General features: G+C 67.2%; 21 protein-coding genes and 1 pseudogene. 8 read left to right on the top strand and 14 right to left on the bottom strand.

What is annotated here, in order from left to right; translation table 11 throughout:
• Positions 1 to 48: 48 nt before the first annotated feature.
• Positions 49 to 204, top strand: a pseudogene (locus tag CWS39_RS29055) (DUF5302 domain-containing protein); the annotation flags it as partial.
• Between the two features lie 57 nt (positions 205 to 261).
• Here the strand turns inward: CWS39_RS29055 and CWS39_RS26905 are convergent.
• Genes CWS39_RS26905 through CWS39_RS26890 form a run of 4 tightly spaced genes read right to left on the bottom strand, consistent with a single transcriptional unit; the run spans position 262 to position 4,755 of the window.
• Complete coding sequence (locus tag CWS39_RS26905) at positions 262 to 1,566, bottom strand: acyltransferase family protein (protein WP_199178320.1); 1,305 nt, start codon at positions 1,564 to 1,566, stop codon at positions 262 to 264.
• A gap of 47 nt (positions 1,567 to 1,613) precedes the next feature.
• Positions 1,614 to 2,789, bottom strand: coding sequence for an MFS transporter (locus tag CWS39_RS26900; RefSeq protein WP_102145908.1), 1,176 nt, complete (start codon positions 2,787 to 2,789; stop codon positions 1,614 to 1,616).
• A 14-nt stretch (positions 2,790 to 2,803) separates the two neighbouring features.
• Entirely contained in the window at positions 2,804 to 4,435 is a 1,632-nt protein-coding gene (locus CWS39_RS26895) for a solute symporter family protein (RefSeq protein ID WP_102145907.1), read from the bottom strand.
• The gene (locus CWS39_RS26890; protein WP_102145906.1) at positions 4,432 to 4,755 is read right to left on the bottom strand and encodes a DUF485 domain-containing protein; all 324 of its coding nucleotides are present in this window, start codon (positions 4,753 to 4,755) and stop codon (positions 4,432 to 4,434) included. The genes CWS39_RS26895 and CWS39_RS26890 overlap by 4 nt, the downstream gene beginning before the upstream one ends.
• A gap of 102 nt (positions 4,756 to 4,857) precedes the next feature.
• On the opposite strand from CWS39_RS26890, the gene CWS39_RS26885 reads away from it, so the two are divergent.
• The gene (locus CWS39_RS26885) at positions 4,858 to 5,430 is read left to right on the top strand and encodes an HhH-GPD-type base excision DNA repair protein (protein WP_102145905.1); all 573 of its coding nucleotides are present in this window, start codon (positions 4,858 to 4,860) and stop codon (positions 5,428 to 5,430) included.
• 54 nt (positions 5,431 to 5,484) lie between these two features.
• Here CWS39_RS26885 and CWS39_RS26880 read toward each other — a convergent pair whose 3' ends face one another.
• On the bottom strand, positions 5,485 to 5,874 hold the full coding sequence (locus CWS39_RS26880; protein WP_102145911.1) for a recombinase family protein: 390 nt from the start codon (positions 5,872 to 5,874) through the stop codon (positions 5,485 to 5,487).
• 146 nt (positions 5,875 to 6,020) lie between these two features.
• Here CWS39_RS26880 and CWS39_RS26875 point away from each other — a divergent pair, with 146 nt between their 5' ends.
• On the top strand, positions 6,021 to 6,806 hold the full coding sequence (locus CWS39_RS26875; protein WP_102145910.1) for an alpha/beta hydrolase: 786 nt from the start codon (positions 6,021 to 6,023) through the stop codon (positions 6,804 to 6,806).
• On the opposite strand, the gene CWS39_RS26870 is transcribed toward CWS39_RS26875, so the two are convergent.
• Positions 6,801 to 7,460: a nitroreductase family protein gene (locus tag CWS39_RS26870; protein WP_102145904.1), complete on the bottom strand. Its 660-nt coding sequence runs from the start codon at positions 7,458 to 7,460 to the stop codon at positions 6,801 to 6,803. The two genes, CWS39_RS26875 and CWS39_RS26870, sit on opposite strands and share 6 nt — an antisense overlap.
• 35 nt (positions 7,461 to 7,495) lie before the next feature.
• On the opposite strand from CWS39_RS26870, the gene CWS39_RS26865 reads away from it, so the two are divergent.
• Positions 7,496 to 7,642 carry a DUF1059 domain-containing protein gene (locus CWS39_RS26865; protein ID WP_102145903.1) on the top strand — a complete coding sequence of 49 codons (147 nt, stop codon included), beginning with the start codon at positions 7,496 to 7,498 and terminating at the stop codon, positions 7,640 to 7,642.
• Positions 7,643 to 7,663: 21 nt separating this feature from the next.
• On the opposite strand, the gene CWS39_RS26860 is transcribed toward CWS39_RS26865, so the two are convergent.
• A complete protein-coding gene (locus CWS39_RS26860) occupies positions 7,664 to 8,620 on the bottom strand; it encodes an Rv1157c family protein (RefSeq protein WP_102145902.1) in 957 nt (318 codons plus the stop codon).
• Positions 8,620 to 9,207, bottom strand: a complete 588-nt coding sequence (locus tag CWS39_RS26855) for a hypothetical protein (RefSeq protein WP_102145901.1) — start codon at positions 9,205 to 9,207, stop codon at positions 8,620 to 8,622. The genes CWS39_RS26860 and CWS39_RS26855 overlap by 1 nt, the downstream gene beginning before the upstream one ends.
• Positions 9,208 to 9,344: 137 nt before the next feature.
• Between CWS39_RS26855 and CWS39_RS26850 the strand changes: the two genes are divergently transcribed.
• A complete protein-coding gene (locus tag CWS39_RS26850) occupies positions 9,345 to 10,568 on the top strand; it encodes a mannosyltransferase (RefSeq protein WP_102145900.1) in 1,224 nt (407 codons plus the stop codon).
• Here the strand turns inward: CWS39_RS26850 and CWS39_RS26845 are convergent.
• Positions 10,513 to 10,797 (bottom strand): 4a-hydroxytetrahydrobiopterin dehydratase, encoded by a 285-nt coding sequence (locus CWS39_RS26845; protein ID WP_102145899.1) that lies wholly within the window; start codon positions 10,795 to 10,797, stop codon positions 10,513 to 10,515. The genes CWS39_RS26850 and CWS39_RS26845 overlap by 56 nt on opposite strands.
• Positions 10,798 to 10,824: 27 nt before the next feature.
• Here CWS39_RS26845 and CWS39_RS26840 point away from each other — a divergent pair, with 27 nt between their 5' ends.
• Positions 10,825 to 11,211: a (deoxy)nucleoside triphosphate pyrophosphohydrolase gene (locus tag CWS39_RS26840; RefSeq protein ID WP_102145898.1), complete on the top strand. Its 387-nt coding sequence runs from the start codon at positions 10,825 to 10,827 to the stop codon at positions 11,209 to 11,211.
• Here the strand turns inward: CWS39_RS26840 and CWS39_RS26835 are convergent.
• A complete protein-coding gene (locus CWS39_RS26835; protein ID WP_102145909.1) occupies positions 11,191 to 12,213 on the bottom strand; it encodes a TerC family protein in 1,023 nt (340 codons plus the stop codon). The genes CWS39_RS26840 and CWS39_RS26835 overlap by 21 nt on opposite strands.
• 214 nt (positions 12,214 to 12,427) lie before the next feature.
• Here CWS39_RS26835 and CWS39_RS26830 point away from each other — a divergent pair, with 214 nt between their 5' ends.
• The gene (locus CWS39_RS26830) at positions 12,428 to 12,814 is read left to right on the top strand and encodes a MarR family winged helix-turn-helix transcriptional regulator (RefSeq protein ID WP_102145897.1); all 387 of its coding nucleotides are present in this window, start codon (positions 12,428 to 12,430) and stop codon (positions 12,812 to 12,814) included.
• Here CWS39_RS26830 and CWS39_RS26825 read toward each other — a convergent pair.
• Positions 12,811 to 12,996: a hypothetical protein gene (locus CWS39_RS26825; RefSeq protein WP_102145896.1), complete on the bottom strand. Its 186-nt coding sequence runs from the start codon at positions 12,994 to 12,996 to the stop codon at positions 12,811 to 12,813. The two genes, CWS39_RS26830 and CWS39_RS26825, sit on opposite strands and share 4 nt — an antisense overlap.
• A gap of 70 nt (positions 12,997 to 13,066) precedes the next feature.
• Positions 13,067 to 13,234 carry a hypothetical protein gene (locus CWS39_RS29335; protein ID WP_199178319.1) on the bottom strand — a complete coding sequence of 56 codons (168 nt, stop codon included), beginning with the start codon at positions 13,232 to 13,234 and terminating at the stop codon, positions 13,067 to 13,069.
• Between the two features lie 46 nt (positions 13,235 to 13,280).
• Between CWS39_RS29335 and typA the strand changes: the two genes are divergently transcribed.
• The gene (gene typA / locus CWS39_RS26820) at positions 13,281 to 15,170 is read left to right on the top strand and encodes a translational GTPase TypA (RefSeq protein ID WP_102145895.1); all 1,890 of its coding nucleotides are present in this window, start codon (positions 13,281 to 13,283) and stop codon (positions 15,168 to 15,170) included.
• 5 nt (positions 15,171 to 15,175) lie between these two features.
• On the opposite strand, the gene CWS39_RS26815 is transcribed toward typA, so the two are convergent.
• Both CWS39_RS26815 and CWS39_RS26810 read right to left on the bottom strand, forming a co-directional pair.
• A complete protein-coding gene (locus tag CWS39_RS26815) occupies positions 15,176 to 15,601 on the bottom strand; it encodes a type II toxin-antitoxin system VapC family toxin (protein WP_102145894.1) in 426 nt (141 codons plus the stop codon).
• Positions 15,602 to 15,666: 65 nt separating this feature from the next.
• The coding region (locus tag CWS39_RS26810; RefSeq protein ID WP_233213715.1) for a hypothetical protein at positions 15,667 to 16,653 on the bottom strand (987 nt) is incomplete at its 5' end.

The following is a 16,653-nucleotide window of genomic DNA, read 5'->3' as shown; positions in this document are numbered from 1 at the left end:
GGGTCTGCCTTGCCGACACCGCGCCCCTGACTACCAATGGCTGATTAACCGGAAGACGACACCAAGCGCAAGTTCCGGGAGGCGCTGGAGCGGAAGAAGGCGCAGGCCGGCGGTGGCGCTTCGCACGCGGACGGTGGCACCAAACAGCCATCTCCACACGGGCCGGCGGAGCACCGCCGCGAATTCCGGCGCAAGAGCGGATAAGCGCTTTTCCCGAGCGTGAATCCTCCGCGAGATTCAGCTCAGATTTTCGCACTGAGTTCACGCTCGCGCGGATGGCCGTTCGCTCGCCACCCGGCGCGCGGCCACCAGCGCCACCAGCATCACCGCGACGCACCATAGGCCCAGGTCTTTGAGGCCCCAGCTGACCGACGCCAGAGTCGCGGCGCCCGCGATGCACAGCAGCGCGCCGACGGCGGCACTGCGTGGGCCCGGCGAGGCGACGAATCCGCCGTCCCACAGCGGCAGCGGGTCGTTCTCCAGCGGCCGCAGCGCGATGAACGCCAGCGCCACCGCGGCCGCCATGATCGCCAGCTGCAGCACCGACAGCACGACGAACCCCGGCGTGGTGGGGTCGAAACGGGGATAGCCCAGGTAGTCGAACACCAGATGCATGCCCAGCAACGGCGGGATGTGCCACAGGTACAGGGTCATCGCGCCGGAGTTGCCGATGGCCGTCAGCCACCACACCCGCGGCCGCTGCGCCCACCGCGCGATCGCTGAGGCGGCGGCAATTGCAAACGCGCACATCATGATTGCGTGTCCGGCCAATAGCAGCGACGGCGGCGTCATGTTCTTCAGCTGCTGGGTCTCGATGCCGACGAGGCTCAGCTCGTACGGGCCCCACCACAGCAGCGCCAGGTTGACGCCCAGCATGGCCGCACCGACGCCGAGGGCCGCGCGACCGCCCAGCAGACCGCGGCGGTATGCCACTGCGAGCATGCCGGGAATCAGCCAGACGACGAAGTTCAGGTAGCCCAGCGCCGAAAACCCTTCGACGTTGAGCCTTATCGCGTCCACACCCGCGATGAACGCGTACGCTGCGGCGACGGCGGCGACCAGTCGGCCCGTGGTGGTGATGCTGGCCAGCAGCGGAACCGCCGCCAGCACCAGGACATAGGCGCCGAGGAACCACAGCAGCTGAATGCTGATGCCGGCGATCGGTTCGTAGACATGTTCGGGCAACACCAGCCGCAGCGCCGTCAGCGCCACCGCCCAGAACGCCAGGTAGTAGAACACCGGCCGGTACAGCCTGGTGCAGCGCCGCAGCAGCCAATTGCCCCAGCTCTCATCGGGTTTCCACGATTCGACGCACGCCGCGACTCCGGCGAAGAAGAACAACGGCATGATCTGGAACACCCACGTCAGCGCCTGCAGCACCGGCGATTCCGCCAGCAGGTTGCTCCAGATGAACACCCCGTCGCGCAGCGTGCTGGTCGCCATGACGGTGTGGCCCACCACCACGCCGGCCAACGACACGATGCGGATGACGTCGATGGCGCGGTCGCGCTCGACCGGCGTGTTGACCGCGACCTCAGCGGGCGTGGGAAACAGTGCAATCGGCATGCGGCAACGCTATTGGCGTGCTGGCGCGGCGTCCTGAGTAGAAGCACTCAAACTGTGGCGGACTCCCGCGCTTCTTCCACCAGGATCGCGACCAGGCAGATCAGCGCCAGCACCGCGACGACGACCGCGAACGTCACCCCCGCCGTGCGCAATCCCCAGTGCCGCGCCGCCAAGCCTTCCCCGACCACCGGCAGGGAAATGGCCACGTAGGCGATGACGAAGTAGGTGGAACCGACCTCGGCGCGACGGTCCGGCGGCGACTTCTCGGCGACGGCGGCCAGCCCGCGGCTGAAACTGATGCCCTGCCCGACGCCGGCTACCACGGCGGCGGCGAGCAGACCCGCCAGTGATGAAAGCGCAAGCGCGACAGCGAGAATCACCATGCCCGCGACCAGGATTGCGCAGCCAATCGCCACGGCGCGCGGAGGTGGCATGTTCCGCGCTGCGATCTGCGCCACCGCCGACGCGGCGAAGATGGAGCCTGCGATCGCCCCGGCCACCGCGTGGTTGCCGATGCCGACGACGTCAGCGAGGAACGACGGCGCCACCGCCGCGAACAACCCCGTCACCGCAAAGCCCGCGAACGCGGCGAGCGCGGCGATGGCGAAAACGCTGCGTACCTCGGCGGGCACCGAAAGCCTTTGCACCCCGATGCTGCTGGCACGCGGCGACGTCTCCGGCGCGATGAGCACCGCGGCGCCCGCCAGCACCGCCATCACGATGTGCACGACGAAGCTCAGGTGCAGCGGCGCGGGTGCGTACTGCACCAGCAGACCGGCAAGCATCGGCCCGGTGCCCAGGCCTCCGATATTGGCGACGGTCGCGACCGCAGCGGCGCGGCTACGCCAGTTCGGCGGCGCCGCTTCGATGACCGCCGCCGTCGCCGTCCCCGTGAAAATGCCGGCCGACAACCCCGACAGCACCCGGCCGACGAGCAGTTGTGGCACCGAGTCGGCGGCCAGGAACACCGCCGCGCTGGCCATCGCGCACGCCACGCCGGCCAACAACACCGGCCGTCGGCCGATCGCGTCCGACCAGCGACCGAACACCAACAGCGCGAACAACACTCCGCCGGCGTAGGTCGCGTAGATGACCGTCGTGGTCAGCACCGCGAAGTGCATGCGCTCGGCGTACAGCGCATACATCGGCGTCGGCATCGTCGTGCCGACCATGATCGCGGCGAATGCGTAGGCCAGCAGACCGAAAGCCACAGCCCGACGCACGGTCCGAGGCTAGATCAGTGCGCGACGGCCTTCTCCGCGCCCACGCCGGTGAGCGAGCGCACCTCCATCTCGGCGGCGATCTCCGCGTTGCCACGATCGTTAGGCGACGTCAGCGTGCCGACGATGCCCAACACGAACGCCAGCGGAATCGACACGATGCCCGGATTGGCCAACGGGAACCAGGCGAAGTCGACGTTCGGCAGCATTGCGCTCTTCGCCCCGGATACCGCGGGGGAGAAGACGATCAGCACGATCGTCGAGATCAGCCCGCCGTACATGCTCCACAGCGCGCCGCGGGTGTTGAACCGCGGCCAGTACAGCGAATACAGGATCGTCGGGAGGTTGGCCGCCGCGGCCACCGCGAACGCCAGCGCGACCAGGAACGCGATGTTCTGCTCGGCGGCGAGGATGCCCAGGCCAATCGCGAAGACGCCGAGCACCACGACGGTGATGCGGGACACCCGCACTTGTTCGTCCTCGGTGACCCGGTGGCTGTGGATCACGCTGGCGTAGATGTCGTGCGCGAATGATGTTGCCGCCGTGATGGTTAGGCCCGCGACCACGGCGAGGATCGTGGCGAACGCCACCGCCGAGATGATGCCGAGCAGGATGACGCCGCCGAGTTCGAACGCCAGCAGCGGCGCAGCGGAGTTCTGCGCGCCGGGCGCCGCGAGGATGGTGTCGGGCCCGACGAGTGCCGCCGCGCCGTAGCCCAGCGCCAGGGTGAACAGGTAGAAGGCGCCGATCAGCACGATCGCCCACACGACCGAGCGGCGGGCCTCTTTCGCCGACGGCACCGTGTAGAACCGCATCAACACGTGCGGCAGGCCGGCGGTGCCGAGCACCAGCGCGATCGCCAGTGAGATGAAGTTGATCTGCGACGTCAGTGAGGCGCCGTACTGGGCGCCGGGGGCCAGCACGTCACGGCTGGCGACAGCCTCGTTGGCCGACCCGGACACCGCCGTCTGCGCCGCGCCGAGGATCTCCGAGAAGTTCACACCGAACTTGAGCAGCACCATCACCGTCATGAGGCCGGCGCCGCCAATGAGCAGGACGGCCTTGATGATCTGCACCCAGGTGGTGCCCTTCATGCCGCCGATCAGTACATAGAGGATCATCAGCAGACCCACGACGGCGATGACCACGGCTTGGCCAAGATCGCCGGTGACGTTGAGCAGCAGGGCGACCAAGCCGCCGGCGCCGGCCATCTGCGCGAGCAGGTAGAACAGGCACACCGCCAGCGTGGTGGTGGCCGCCGCCATCCGCACCGGCCGTTGCTTCAGCCGGAAGCTGAGCACGTCGGCCATCGTGAATTTGCCTGTGTTCCTGAGCAATTCGGCGACCAGCAGCAGGGCAACCAGCCACGCGACGAGGAAGCCGATCGAATACAGGAAGCCGTCATAGCCGTACACCGCAATGGCGCCGGCGATGCCGAGAAAACTGGCCGCCGACAGGTAGTCACCGGAGATGGCGATGCCGTTCTGCGGGCCGGTGAATGCGCGGCCCGCGGTGAAGAACTCGGCCGCGGTGGCGTTGCGTTTGCTGGCGCGGATGACGATGTAGAGCGTGACGGCGACGAACAGCGCGAAGATGCCGATATTGGCGACGGGGTTGCCGACGGCACCGTCGGCGGCGAGGACGGTCACTGGGCGCCTTCCAGCTCGTGGCGGATCTTCTCTGCGCGCGGGTCGAGCTCGCGGTTGGCAAATCGGACGTAGAGGCCGGTGATGACGAAGGTGGAGACGAACTGGCCGAGACCGATCAGCAGGCCGACGTTGATGTTGCCCCACACCTTGATCGCCATGAAATCGGTGGCGAACACGCTGAGCAGCACGTAGGCGAAGTACCAGATGAGAAACAACGCGCTCATCGGGAAGACGAAGCGGCGCAACCTGCTTCGCAGCTCCTGGAACTCCGGGCTGACCTGTACTGCCAGATACTCAGGGTGAGTTTCGGTGTCGGACATGCTGGACTCCTGAACGCTCGACTGCGTGGACCGGCTCTGGGCTGACGCTAATAGAGATCGGCTCCCCATACCCCCGAGATCCGGACAAATTAAACTGAGCTGATGGCGAAACTGCAGCTAGTGCAAGATCCCGAAGCTGACGCGCTGTTGGAATCCAATCCGTTCGCATTGTTGGTGGGGATGCTTCTGGATCAGCAGTACCCCATGGAGGCGGCGTTCGCCGGGCCGAAGAAGATCGCCGACCGGATCGGTGGTGTGGACGCGCGCGAGATCGCCGACTACGACCCCGACGAGTTCGCCGCGCTGTGTTCAAAAACGCCTGCGATACACCGGTTCCCGGGATCGATGGCCAAGAGGATCCAGGCGCTGGCACAGATCATCGTGGACCGCTACGACGGTGACGCCGCCGCACTGTGGACGGCCGGCGAGCCGGACGGGGCCGAGGTGTTGCGACGGCTGAAGGCGCTGCCGGGCTTCGGCGAGCAGAAGGCCAAGATCTTCCTCGCGTTGCTGGGCAAGCAGTACGGCGTGACGCCGGACGGCTGGCGCGAGGCGGCCGGCGCCTACGGACAGGAGGGGGCGTTCCTTTCGGTGGCCGACGTCGTCGACCCCGGCTCGTTGGAGAAGGTGCGCTCGTACAAGAAGCAGATGAAGGCCGCGGCGAAGAAGGGCTGAGTTTCCGTAACGCTATGGCGATTTGAGGCGCCGGCGCGATTTTCCGCCGTAGCGTTACGGCAAGCGGCAGCGGTCCGGTTGCGCGTCGAGCCGGGCCAATGTCGACATGATGCCCGCGACGACGCGTCCGGTCGAGGTGCCGGTGTCCAGGCCCTCTTTCAGTGTGCGCAGCCGGATCCCGCGCTCGGAGAAGTCGGCGATGGTGCGCGTCACCTCGGTGGCCGAGCGGCCGAGTTTGTCCAGCGCGACAACGATGACCGTGTCACCGGAGCGGGCGTAGCTCAGCATGGCGAAGAGTCCCGCGCGGACCCGGTCGGCGGAGTCGGACAGTTTGTCGGTGAACACCCGTCGCGGGTCAACACCCGCGGCGGTCAAAGCCGCGAGCTGACCGTCGAGGCTCTGCTCGACGGTGCCGGCTGTGGCATAGCCCAGCGTGCAGCTCACGTACTCACGGTCGCATGGCACGCGTGATCAGGGGAATAGGGGGAGCGCCAGCGATACTGGCTAACTGCCGAACTGTTACCGGACGTCGACATTGGAGTATCGCAATACGCATGGCAACTTTCTGCCTGTCCAGCACACTGCGAACCATGCGCGACGAACTCGAGGTTCTTGAAAAGGGGCAATGCACCGACCGGCATCCCGCGCCGCTGCTCTTTGTTCATGGTGCTTTTCACGCCGCATGGTGCTGGGAGAACTTCCTCGACTATTTCGCCGAGCAGGGCTACCGCGCGTTGGCGGTCAGCCTGCGCGGCCATGGTCGAAGTCCGGTAAAGCGATTGCGGTTCTGTTCGCTCGCCGACTATGTCGAAGACGTCGAATCGGTCGCGAGCAGCTTGCCCGTGTCGCCTGTTCTGATCGGCCACTCGATGGGCGGCTTCATCGTGCAGAAGTACCTCGAGCGTCATGAGGCGCCCGCTGCTGTGTTGATGGCGTCGACGCCCCAGGCGGGAGCCCGCGCGTTCACGGGACGCCTGATCCGGCGCTACCCGTGGCTGACGTTGCGCAGTGTCGTCACGGGCAACGCACTGCACGGCTTCAACACCCCGGCCGTTGCGCGCCAGATGTTCTTCTCCGCGGGCACGCCGGAGTCCGACGTCGTGCGCTACGCCGCGCTGCTCGGCAATGAAAGTCAGCGGGTCGGGTTCGATGCGATGCGGAAGCCGCCGGACCCGGCGCGGGTGAGGACGCCGCTACTCGTCTTGGGCGCCGACGAGGACCCGTGCATCCTTGCCGACGAGGTGGCGGCGACGGCCCGCGCGTACGGCACGCAGGCGCAGGTGTTCCCGGCGATCGGACACGACATGATGCTCGAACCGAAATGGGCGGATGTGGCCGAGCGGATCGACTCGTGGCTGAGCGCTCGAAATCTATGACCCGAACGACGCCCCGTCGAAGCGCTCGCGAGTGGCGATCTCGGCGACCGGCTTGCGGTTGAGCTTCCTCAGCTGACGCACCGGCTTGCCCAACGGCAACACCGCGGCGATCGCATAGTTTTCGGGGATGCCCAACAGCTCCTTGGCGCGAGGCTCCTCGGCCACCACCGCGGTGGTGAGCACACCGCCGTAGCCCTCGTTGCGCGCGGCCAGCAGGATGTTCCACACGAACGGGTACACCGACGCGCCCGCGATGACGCCGATGCGGGCGAGGTCCTGATCGAACGCCGCGACGGCGCCGAGGTCCACGCAGACCACCAGCACCACCGCCGCGTCGCGCAACGGCGACCGCGATGGCACCTCCGTCGCCGCCACCTGCTCGGCAGTAACTCGCATGGGCTCCAACGGATTCCACGGCCGTTCGCCGTTGCGCAGCTGCGCGATGTAGCGCCGGGTGCCCGGAATCGCCAGCTCGATCAACGCCTCGCGCGTCTGCGTGTCCCGGACGACGATCACCCGTGTGCCTTGCCGGTTGCCGCCGCTGGGCGCAAACCGGGCGTTGTCGAGGATGCGTTCGACCACGTCGTCGGGCAGTGGGTCGTCGGTGTACTCGCGGACCGCGGCCGTCGTGCGCATGACGTCATACAGCTCCATGGCCCACATCTTGCGACGTATGCCATGGTGAACATATGAAGACACACCTGAACTGCCCGTGCGGCGAGTCGATCGTCGGCAAGGACGAGGACGATCTCGTCGAGAAGGCCCAAGCCCACCTGTCCGAAGCACATCCCGGCCGGGAGTACGACCGCGACGCCATCCTGTTCATGGCCTACTGACGGCCCGCGAAATGGCGCGGGTTACGGCACCACCGTCGAGCCGATGGTCGGCATGAACTGACACTGCTTCTCGGTAGTGGTCACCTGGCCGAAGATCGTCGACATGATGCTGCCTGAGCCGGTGTCGACGATCGCGGTCAACGTCGTCGGACCCTCGGGGTTGATATCCGGTCGCGGCTTGAGCGTCGCGCTGCCCGACTTGCCGGTGGTCAAGTTGACCCATGTGACATTCAGCGGCAGCTTCTGCTCGGCCGCCGGCCCCGGTGTGCCGACCGCGGTGAACACATACGCGGTCTGGCCAGGACCCGGTCCCGGAGTCGGGATCTTGGCGGGCCCGGCCACCGAAATCGCTGTCGCCAGAACATTTCCGCCGTCCTTCAAGCAACCGTTGCTGATCGACGGGTACATGAAGTCCTGCGTTGGCGGGCTGTCCGGGCCGAAGCCAGGAGCCGGCGGTGGTGCCGGCGCGGCCGCCGGTACCACCTCAGGTGCAGGTGCAGGTGCAGGCGCCGGTGCCGCCTCGGGTGCAGGTGCAGGAGGGGCCTCAGGCGCAGGAGCCGGAGCGGCCGCCGGCACCGCTTCGGGCGCAGGGCCGACGGCATGCGCCGGGTCCACCCCCGCGGGCAGGTGCGCATCGGCGCCCGCGCCGGCGGCCGGCACATGCGCAACCGGTGCCGGCGGTGCGGCGGGAGGATCGGCGACGAACTGGTTGACTGCCGTCGCGACGTTGCGCGAATCTGCGGGCGCCGCCGAATTACCGGTGAACGCCGCCGCGGCGGCCATCAGCAGCGACGCCGCACTCGTCGGGTCGGCCGCGGCCTGCTGAATCGCCGGGCTCAGGCTTTGCACCGCCGGCAGACCCGGCGCCTGCAACCCGTCGATCGGCAGCGGCGCCGGTTCGGCGTTGGCGATCCCGTTGCCCATCAACAACGCCGCCGACGACGCGGCGGCGACCGCGGTGGTGAGCGTCCTGCGCATCACGGCAGGCCGGCGATCGGCAGCAGCACCGGAGCCAGACCGGCCGCACTGGACGCCGCAGGCGCTGCGGGCGCGGTAGCCACGGTCGGTGCGCTCACCGGCGCAGCCGGTTTCGGCGCCAGGCTGGCCAGCGGAGTGCCTGCGGGCATCAACGCTGCCAGGTCGCCGGGGAAGGACAACTGCTGCGGCAACGGCACCGGCAGGAACGGCACGTCCGGGATGGTGACGTCGGCCTCGGGCACCATCGATCCGGGTGCGGTTGCGGCAGGGGCGGTGGTTGCCGGCAGCGTCGCCGGCGTCAATGAACTCGGCGCGGTCGCGGCCGGCGCCTGCGGCAAAGTCAGTTGCGCGCTGGCCGTCGGCTGCGGCGTCGGCGGGGTCGCCGGAGCCCCGGTCAGGGCCGAAGCGACACTCTGCAGCAGCTGCGGGGCGTTGGCCAACTGCTCGACGGGCAGGCGCGGCGCGCCCGGGTTGGTCGGTGTCGTGGCCGGATCGGCCGCGGCCGACGCGCTGAGCACCAGCGCAACCGGTATCGCGCCCGCGGCGGCAAGCAAGCTGGTGGCCAAGACTTTTCTGGTGCGCTTCATGGTTCTCCCAATCGGTTGACGGCACGCCTGCGCACGAAGCTACGGAGTTACTGGTGTTACTCAAGTGACACGTGTGGCGTTTATGCAACCGTTACGGACGCGAAGGGATACGGTGACCGGCCGCTACTCTCGATGAAATAAGCGCGACAACAGCTACCCCCACACCGCGGACACCATCTCGACTGGTGACCGTGGCGCCGCTGTTGCTGGCGCTCAGCATCGCGGCGCGCCTGGCGTGGACCTACCTGGTGCCCAACGGCGCCAACTTCGTCGACCTGCACGTCTACGTCGGCGGCGCCGGCGCACTCGATGACCCGGGCGCGCTTTACGACTACGTCTACGCCGAGCAGACGCCCGACTTCCCGCTGCCGTTCACCTATCCACCGTTTGCGGCTGTCGTCTTCTACCCGTTGCACCTCTTGCCGTTCGGCGTAGTGGCGTTCGCATGGCAGCTCGGCATCATCGCTGCGCTGTACGGCGTGGTGCGTCTGAGCCAAAGGCTGCTCGGACAAACCGACCGTGGAATCGCCATGCTGTGGACCGCCGTCGGCATCTGGATCGAACCGCTGCGCAGCACATTCGACTACGGGCAGATCAACGTGCTGCTCGTACTCGCCGTGCTGTACGCCGTCTACAGCACGCGGTGGTGGCTCTCTGGGCTATTGGTCGGACTTGCCGCCGGGGTGAAGCTGACACCCGCGGTCTCGGGGCTGTACTTCCTCGGTAAGCGACGCTGGGCCACCGTCGTGTTCTCGGCCGCAGTGTTCTTCGGCACGATCGCGGTGTCCGCCGTGGTGATCGGCGACCAAACCCGTTACTACTTCACCGAATTGCTGGGCGACGCCGACCGTGTGGGCCCCATCGGCACGTCGTTCAATCAGTCGTGGCGAGGCGGCATTTCGCGCATCCTCGGCCATGACGCCGGATACGGCCCGCTGGTGGTGGCCGCGATCGTCGTCACCGCGGTGCTGGCTCTGATGGCGTGGCGCGCAGTCGACGACGACGACCTGCTGGGCGGCATCGTCGTCGTGCAGCTCTTCGGGCTGCTGCTGTCGCCGATTTCCTGGACGCACCACTGGGTTTGGCTGATCCCGCTGATGATTTGGCTGTTGCACGGGCCGCTGCGGGAACTGCTCGGCGCGCGCATCCTCGGCTGGGGCTGGCTTGGCCTCACGCTCGTCGGCGTGCCGTGGCTGCTCAGCTTCGCGCAGCCGACCATCTGGGAGATCAGCCGGCCGTGGTATCTCGCGTGGGCCGGGCTGATCTACATCGTCGCGACGCTGGCGACGTTGGCGTGGATCGCGTCTACTCGCCGACGATCTCGTTTATCTCCCGAGCCATCGCCAGATCGTTCTCCGTGATACCGCCGACGGAGTGCGTGACTAATGCGAAAGTCACTGTCCGCCAACGGATATCGATGTCAGGATGATGGTCCTTCTCTTCCGCGCGCTCGGCCACTCGGCGCACCGCGTCGATGCCGTCCATGAACGACGGGAACTTGATCGAGCGGCGGATGACGCCCTCGGCGCGCTCCCAACCGGTGAGCTCGGGCAGTGCGGCATCCACTTCTTCGTCCGTTAACACAGCCATGGTTCCGACGGTATACCGTCGCAGCCAGTGTCAAAGCAGATCGTCGTCGCGGGCGCCCTCATCGAGGGCGCGTCGCTGCTGGTCGCCCAGCGCGCCCGCCCACCCGAGCTGGCCGGCCTGTGGGAGCTACCCGGCGGCAAGGTCTCACCGGGGGAGAGCGACAAAGCTGCGCTGGCGCGCGAACTGCACGAGGAACTCGGCGTCGACGTCACGGTGGGCAACCAGATCGGCGTAGACGTCAAGCTCACCGAGACGACGACCTTGCGCGCCTACCTCGTCACTCAGACCGGCGGCACGCTGCATCCCAACGACCACCGCGCGCTGCGCTGGGTGACGCACGACGAACTCGACGCCTTGGCCTGGGTGCCCGCCGACAAGGCCTGGCTGGGCGAGCTAGCGCGTCTGCTCGCCTAACTTGTCCGGTTCGGCTTCCTCCTGCGAGGCCGCTGCCGCCTGATCGGACACCCGCGTCTTCCACAGGCTCGCCACCATCGTGATCAACAGGGTCACGACAATCACCGCGAGGCTCCACAGCGTCGGGATCTCCGGCACGTTGACGTGCTCGCCGTTGTTGATGAACGGCAGCTCGTTCTCGTGCAGCGCGTGCAGGATCAGCTTCACGCCGATGAACAGCAGGATGAACGCCAACCCCTGCGACAGGTACACCAGCCGCTTGAGCAGATCGCCCAGCAGGAAGTACAGCTGGCGCAGACCCATCAACGCGAACACGTTCGCGGTGAACACCAGATACGGCTCCTGGGTGAGCCCGTAAATGGCGGGGATCGAGTCCAGCGCAAAGATCAGATCCGTCGTCGCCAACGCCACGATCACCAAGAACATAGGCGTCATGAGGCGCTTGCCGTTGTCCTTCACCCACAGCTTGAGCCCATCCCACTTGTCGGTGAGTTGCAGGTGGCGGCGGGCGAACCGGACCACCGCGTTCTCGGCGTCGTCCTCATGCGAGGTGTCGCGGGCCAGGTTGAACGCCGTGTACACCAAAAACGCCCCGAAGATGTAGAACACCCACGAGAACTGGTTGATCGCCACCGCGCCCAGCGCGATGAAAATGCCGCGGAAGATCAGCGCGAGGATGATGCCCACCAGCAGCGCCTGCTGCTGATACTGCCGGGGCACGTTGAAGCTCGCCATGATGATGATGAAGATGAACAGGTTGTCGACGGACAAGCTGTACTCGGTCAACCACCCGGCGAAGAACTCCAGCCCGAACTGCCCGCCGTGGAAGTACCAGACCCAGAGCCCGAACAGCACCGCCAGACTCACATAGATCGAGAGATAGATCGAGCATTCGCGCACGCTCGGCTCGTGTGGCCGACGGCCGATCACCACCACGTCGAAGATAAGGACAGCGATCGTCACCGTCAGGGTGATGATCCACTCGAGTTGGGTTACCTGCATGCAGAATCCTCCGGTCGCCAAAACGCCAGAGGTCTCTTCCACCAACACCGCGGCCCGCGGCGCCGGTCGTCCGATGACGGCCGACGTGATGACGACACCGCGGCGAAGGAATACTCCCCTCTAACACCAGTCTCTCAGGTTGCGGCCTGCCTCGCGACGTGGGGTGGCGAACGGCATGCGCGTATCGCGGCGACGCCCGGCATAAGGTACTGACGTGGGTTTGCCCGACGACGTGTACGCGCGGTTGCTGACGCTGCGCACGGCGCTGCGCCAGTTCGAGCGGTGGAGCGCGGTACAGGCGCAATCCGCGGGGCTGACCCCGATGCAACACCAGTTGATGCTCGCCATTCGCGGACACTCCGACCGCCGCGGGCCGACCATCGGCGAGGCCGCCGACTACCTTCTACTGCGCCATCACAGCGCGGGCGAGTTGGTGGCGCGCACGGAGGCGGCGGGCTTCGTCCAACGTGTCCGCGACACCGACGACAACCGGGTGGTGCGGCTCGGGCTGACGGCCGAGGGCGCACGGCGGCTGGAGTCGCTCACCGCAATGCATTTGGAAGAAGTCAAACGCCTCGACGCGCAGCTGCACGGCTCCTAGACGGCGTGGTGGGTGTGCGATCGAGGCATCCGTTCCTGCAACTGCTGCGCCCGCAGCGCCCATTCGTGGCCGGCCGGCCCGCACTGGCCGGCCCACCGCACCAATCCGAGCCAAATGGCGGTTGTGGCGGCCGCGGCGAGCACGCCGATGAGGGCGATCGTGAGAATTTCGTAGACCGTCATGTCGGGTGACCTCCAACACGATTCGCTGCCAAAACTATCGTAACGCGATACTCGACGGCGGGACCCCGGCTCAGCGGCGTCGGGCGTGCTTGAAGACCTTCGCCAGCTGTTTACCGCGTAGTCCGTCGCGTTCAGCCTTGCGGACCTTGGAGATCACCACCGGGCATCGCTTGCACCGCGGATCGCTGCGGCAGCACTTCTTCTTCGGCTTCAGCCCGGCGAGCTTGGTGTGCTTCAACGTCCTCGTTTTCAGGATTGGGGCCTCAGGCTGCCAGAATCACCAGGTGGATTTCCGGAACGTCGCCATCGTCGCCCACGTCGACCACGGCAAAACGACCCTAGTCGACGCGATGCTGCGGCAGTCGGGTGCGTTGACCCATCGCGGTGACGACGTCGTCGACCGCTTGATGGACTCCGGCGATCTCGAACGGGAAAAGGGCATCACGATCCTGGCCAAGAACACGGCCGTGCACCGTCATCACCCGGACGGCAGCGTGACCGTGATCAACGTGATCGACACCCCGGGCCACGCCGACTTCGGTGGTGAGGTGGAGCGCGGACTGTCGATGGTCGACGGGGTGCTGCTGCTGGTCGACGCCTCCGAGGGCCCGCTGCCGCAGACCCGGTTCGTGCTGCGCAAGGCGCTGGCCGCGCATCTGCCGGTGATCCTCGTCGTCAACAAAACCGACCGGCCCGACGCGCGCATCGCCGAGGTCGTCGAGGCCAGCCACGACCTGCTTTTGGATGTCGCCTCGGATCTGGACGACGAGGCGCAAGCCGCGGCCGAGCACGCGCTGGGGCTGCCGACGCTGTTCGCGTCCGGGCGCGCCGGGGTGGCGTCGACGACGCAGCCGGCCAACGGGCAGATTCCCGACGGCGACAATCTGGATCCGCTGTTCGATGTACTGCTGGAACACATTCCGGCGCCGTCGGGCGATCCGGAGGCGCCGCTGCAGGCGCTGGTGACCAACCTCGACGCGTCGCCGTTCCTGGGCCGGTTGGCGCTGATCCGCATCTACAACGGCCGGCTGCGCAAGGGCCAGCAGGTGGCGTGGATGCGCCAAGTCGACGGCTCACCGGTGATCGATCCGGCGAAGATCACCGAACTGCTGGCCACCGTTGGGGTGGACCGCAATCCGACGGACGAAGCGGTCGCCGGAGACATCGTGGCGGTGGCCGGGCTGCCGGACATCATGATTGGCGACACGTTGGCTGACCCGGATCACGCGCATGCACTGCCGCGGATCACCGTCGACGAGCCGGCGATCTCGGTGACCATCGGCACCAACACATCGCCGTTGGCGGGCAAGGTATCCGGGCACAAGCTGACCGCGCGGATGGTGCGGTCGCGGCTGGATCAGGAACTCGTGGGCAACGTCTCGATCCGGGTGGTCGACATCGGCCGGCCCGACGCCTGGGAGGTGCAGGGCCGCGGCGAGCTGGCGCTGGCGGTGCTGGTGGAGCAGATGCGCCGGGAAGGCTTCGAGCTGACGGTCGGCAAGCCGCAGGTGGTGACCAAGACGATTGACGGCAAGCTGCATGAGCCGTTCGAGGCATTGACCATCGACTGCCCGGAGGAATTCGTCGGCGCCATCACGCAATTGATGGCCGCGCGCAAAGGCCGCATGGAGGAGATGGCGAACCACGCGGCGGGCTGGGTGCGGATGGACTTCATCGTGCCGAGCCGCGGATTGATCGGGTTCCGCACGGATTTCCTCACCGAGACACGGGGCACCGGTATCGCGAACGCGGTGTTCGACGGCTATCGACCCTGGGCGGGGGAGATCCGGGCCCGGCACACCGGCTCGCTGGTGTCCGACCGGTCCGGCGTGGTGACGGCGTACGCGATGATCCAATTGGCCGACCGCGGAACGTTTTTCGTCGAGCCGGGCGACGAGACCTACGAGGGCATGGTGGTGGGTATCAATCCGCGCGCCGAGGATCTCGACATCAACGTCACCCGTGAGAAGAAGTTGACGAACATCCGCTCCTCGACGGCCGACGTGATGGAAACGCTGGCCAAGCCGCTGGAGCTGACGCTCGAACAGGCGATGGAGTTCTGCGCCGAGGACGAGTGTGTGGAGGTGACGCCGGAGGTGGTGCGGGTGCGCAAAGTCGAACTCGTTGCGGCCCAACGCCTACGGGCGAAGGCGCGGGCCAAAGCACGCGGCTAGCACGGCTACAGGTTTGGCGCCAGCCGGACGGCGGCCTGGCGCGCGGCGGCGCGTCGCCCCTCGTCCCATACGGCGAAAACGGTGTCGTCGACCCCCACAGCGAGAACGCTGGCGAGGTGGACCGCATCGGCGCCACGCAGTGCGTGTGCCGTCGCCCAGTGCCCGGCGTGCTGCGCGACGGTCTCGGTCAGCTGCACCGCCCGAGTGGCTGCCCAATAGTCGTCCCACATCGTCTGCGCCTGGCGGTGCTCTTTGGCGCTCGAGCGGTGGGCGCGGTCGGCAGCCGCCAGCGCCGCGCCCACCTCGGGGTACGCCAGCCGAGAAGAGACCGCGGCGTCACAGCCATCCCATAGCGCCGCGGCGATGTCGCTGCCGTCTTCCTCAACCAGAAGTTTGACGAATGCGCTGCTGTCGAAGTAGACGATCGACACGGGTCAGCGGCGTTGCTCACTCACAAGGTCGGAGAACAATCGAGCGATGACGATTTGTACGACGATCAGTCGGTGGCCGCGCCCTTCGAGTCGGCGTCCGTCGCGGCCGAGTGGTCGGCGGCGTCTTCCTGGGCCTTCTTGCGCGGCTTGAACAAGCCGCTCAGACCGGTCGACGGTGTGCGGTGCTTGCCGCTCGATGCCTTCGGATCGGTCTTCAGCGAATTGACGATCCGGCTGACCGGGCCGCCGCGACGCTCGGATCTCGTCGCTCCGGCCGCGGCCTCGTTGGTTTCGGCCTCACCGGCGCCGCTCGCCAGTCGCGCGCTCGCATTTGACTGCGCCGACGACGTGAGATCGCCCTGGTCGAGGTCAGGGTCGACGCCGAGGACATCGGCAACGGCAGTGCGCACGGTCCTGGTGCCGTTCCACAGGACATCGTTGCGGAACGCGGTCACCGCGCTCTCGCCTTGCGAGGTCGGGTCGTTGTCGGGGTCTCCGCCCCACGGCTCGGGCAGCACGTCGTCGGCAGCGAAGATCGTCGGGTCGGCCGCCCACAGCGGAGCGTCGATGTACTGGCGGATCGCGACATAGAGGGCTTCGTTGTCCTGGTTGGCCAGCGCATCGGCGATGGCCAGCAGGCCCAGGGGCGCCATGGCGGCGCCGCTGGCTGCGCGGAATCCGGATTCCGCGAGCCCGCCGGCGAGCCGGGCGGCGAGATAGATCCCCGTGACCTCGTTACCGTCCGGCTGAGTTTCTGGACCGATGCCGAGCGTGTCGCGCACGGCCTCCCGCACGTCGTCCCGTGCCGCGAGCATCACGTCCGCGCGGAACTTGGAGATTTCACTGCCGTACATATCCGTCGGGTCCTCTGAGGGGTCTCCACCGATCGGCGGCGGCAGCACGTCGTCGGCGGCGAAGCCGAGCGGATCGATGACGTACTGAGGCCCACTGATGAAGGCGCCCAGCGCCGCATTCAGTGCTAGGTCATCGCCGCCCGCGATGGCGGTGGCGATGGCCCTCTCTGCCAACCTGGGTTGAGGCACCCGCCCCCT

Source organism: Mycobacterium hubeiense (assembly GCF_002838065.1).
GTDB lineage: Bacteria > Actinomycetota > Actinomycetes > Mycobacteriales > Mycobacteriaceae > Mycobacterium > Mycobacterium hubeiense.
The sequence above is the reverse complement of the archived record's forward strand: the minus strand, read 5'-3'. Positions and strand labels throughout refer to the sequence as shown.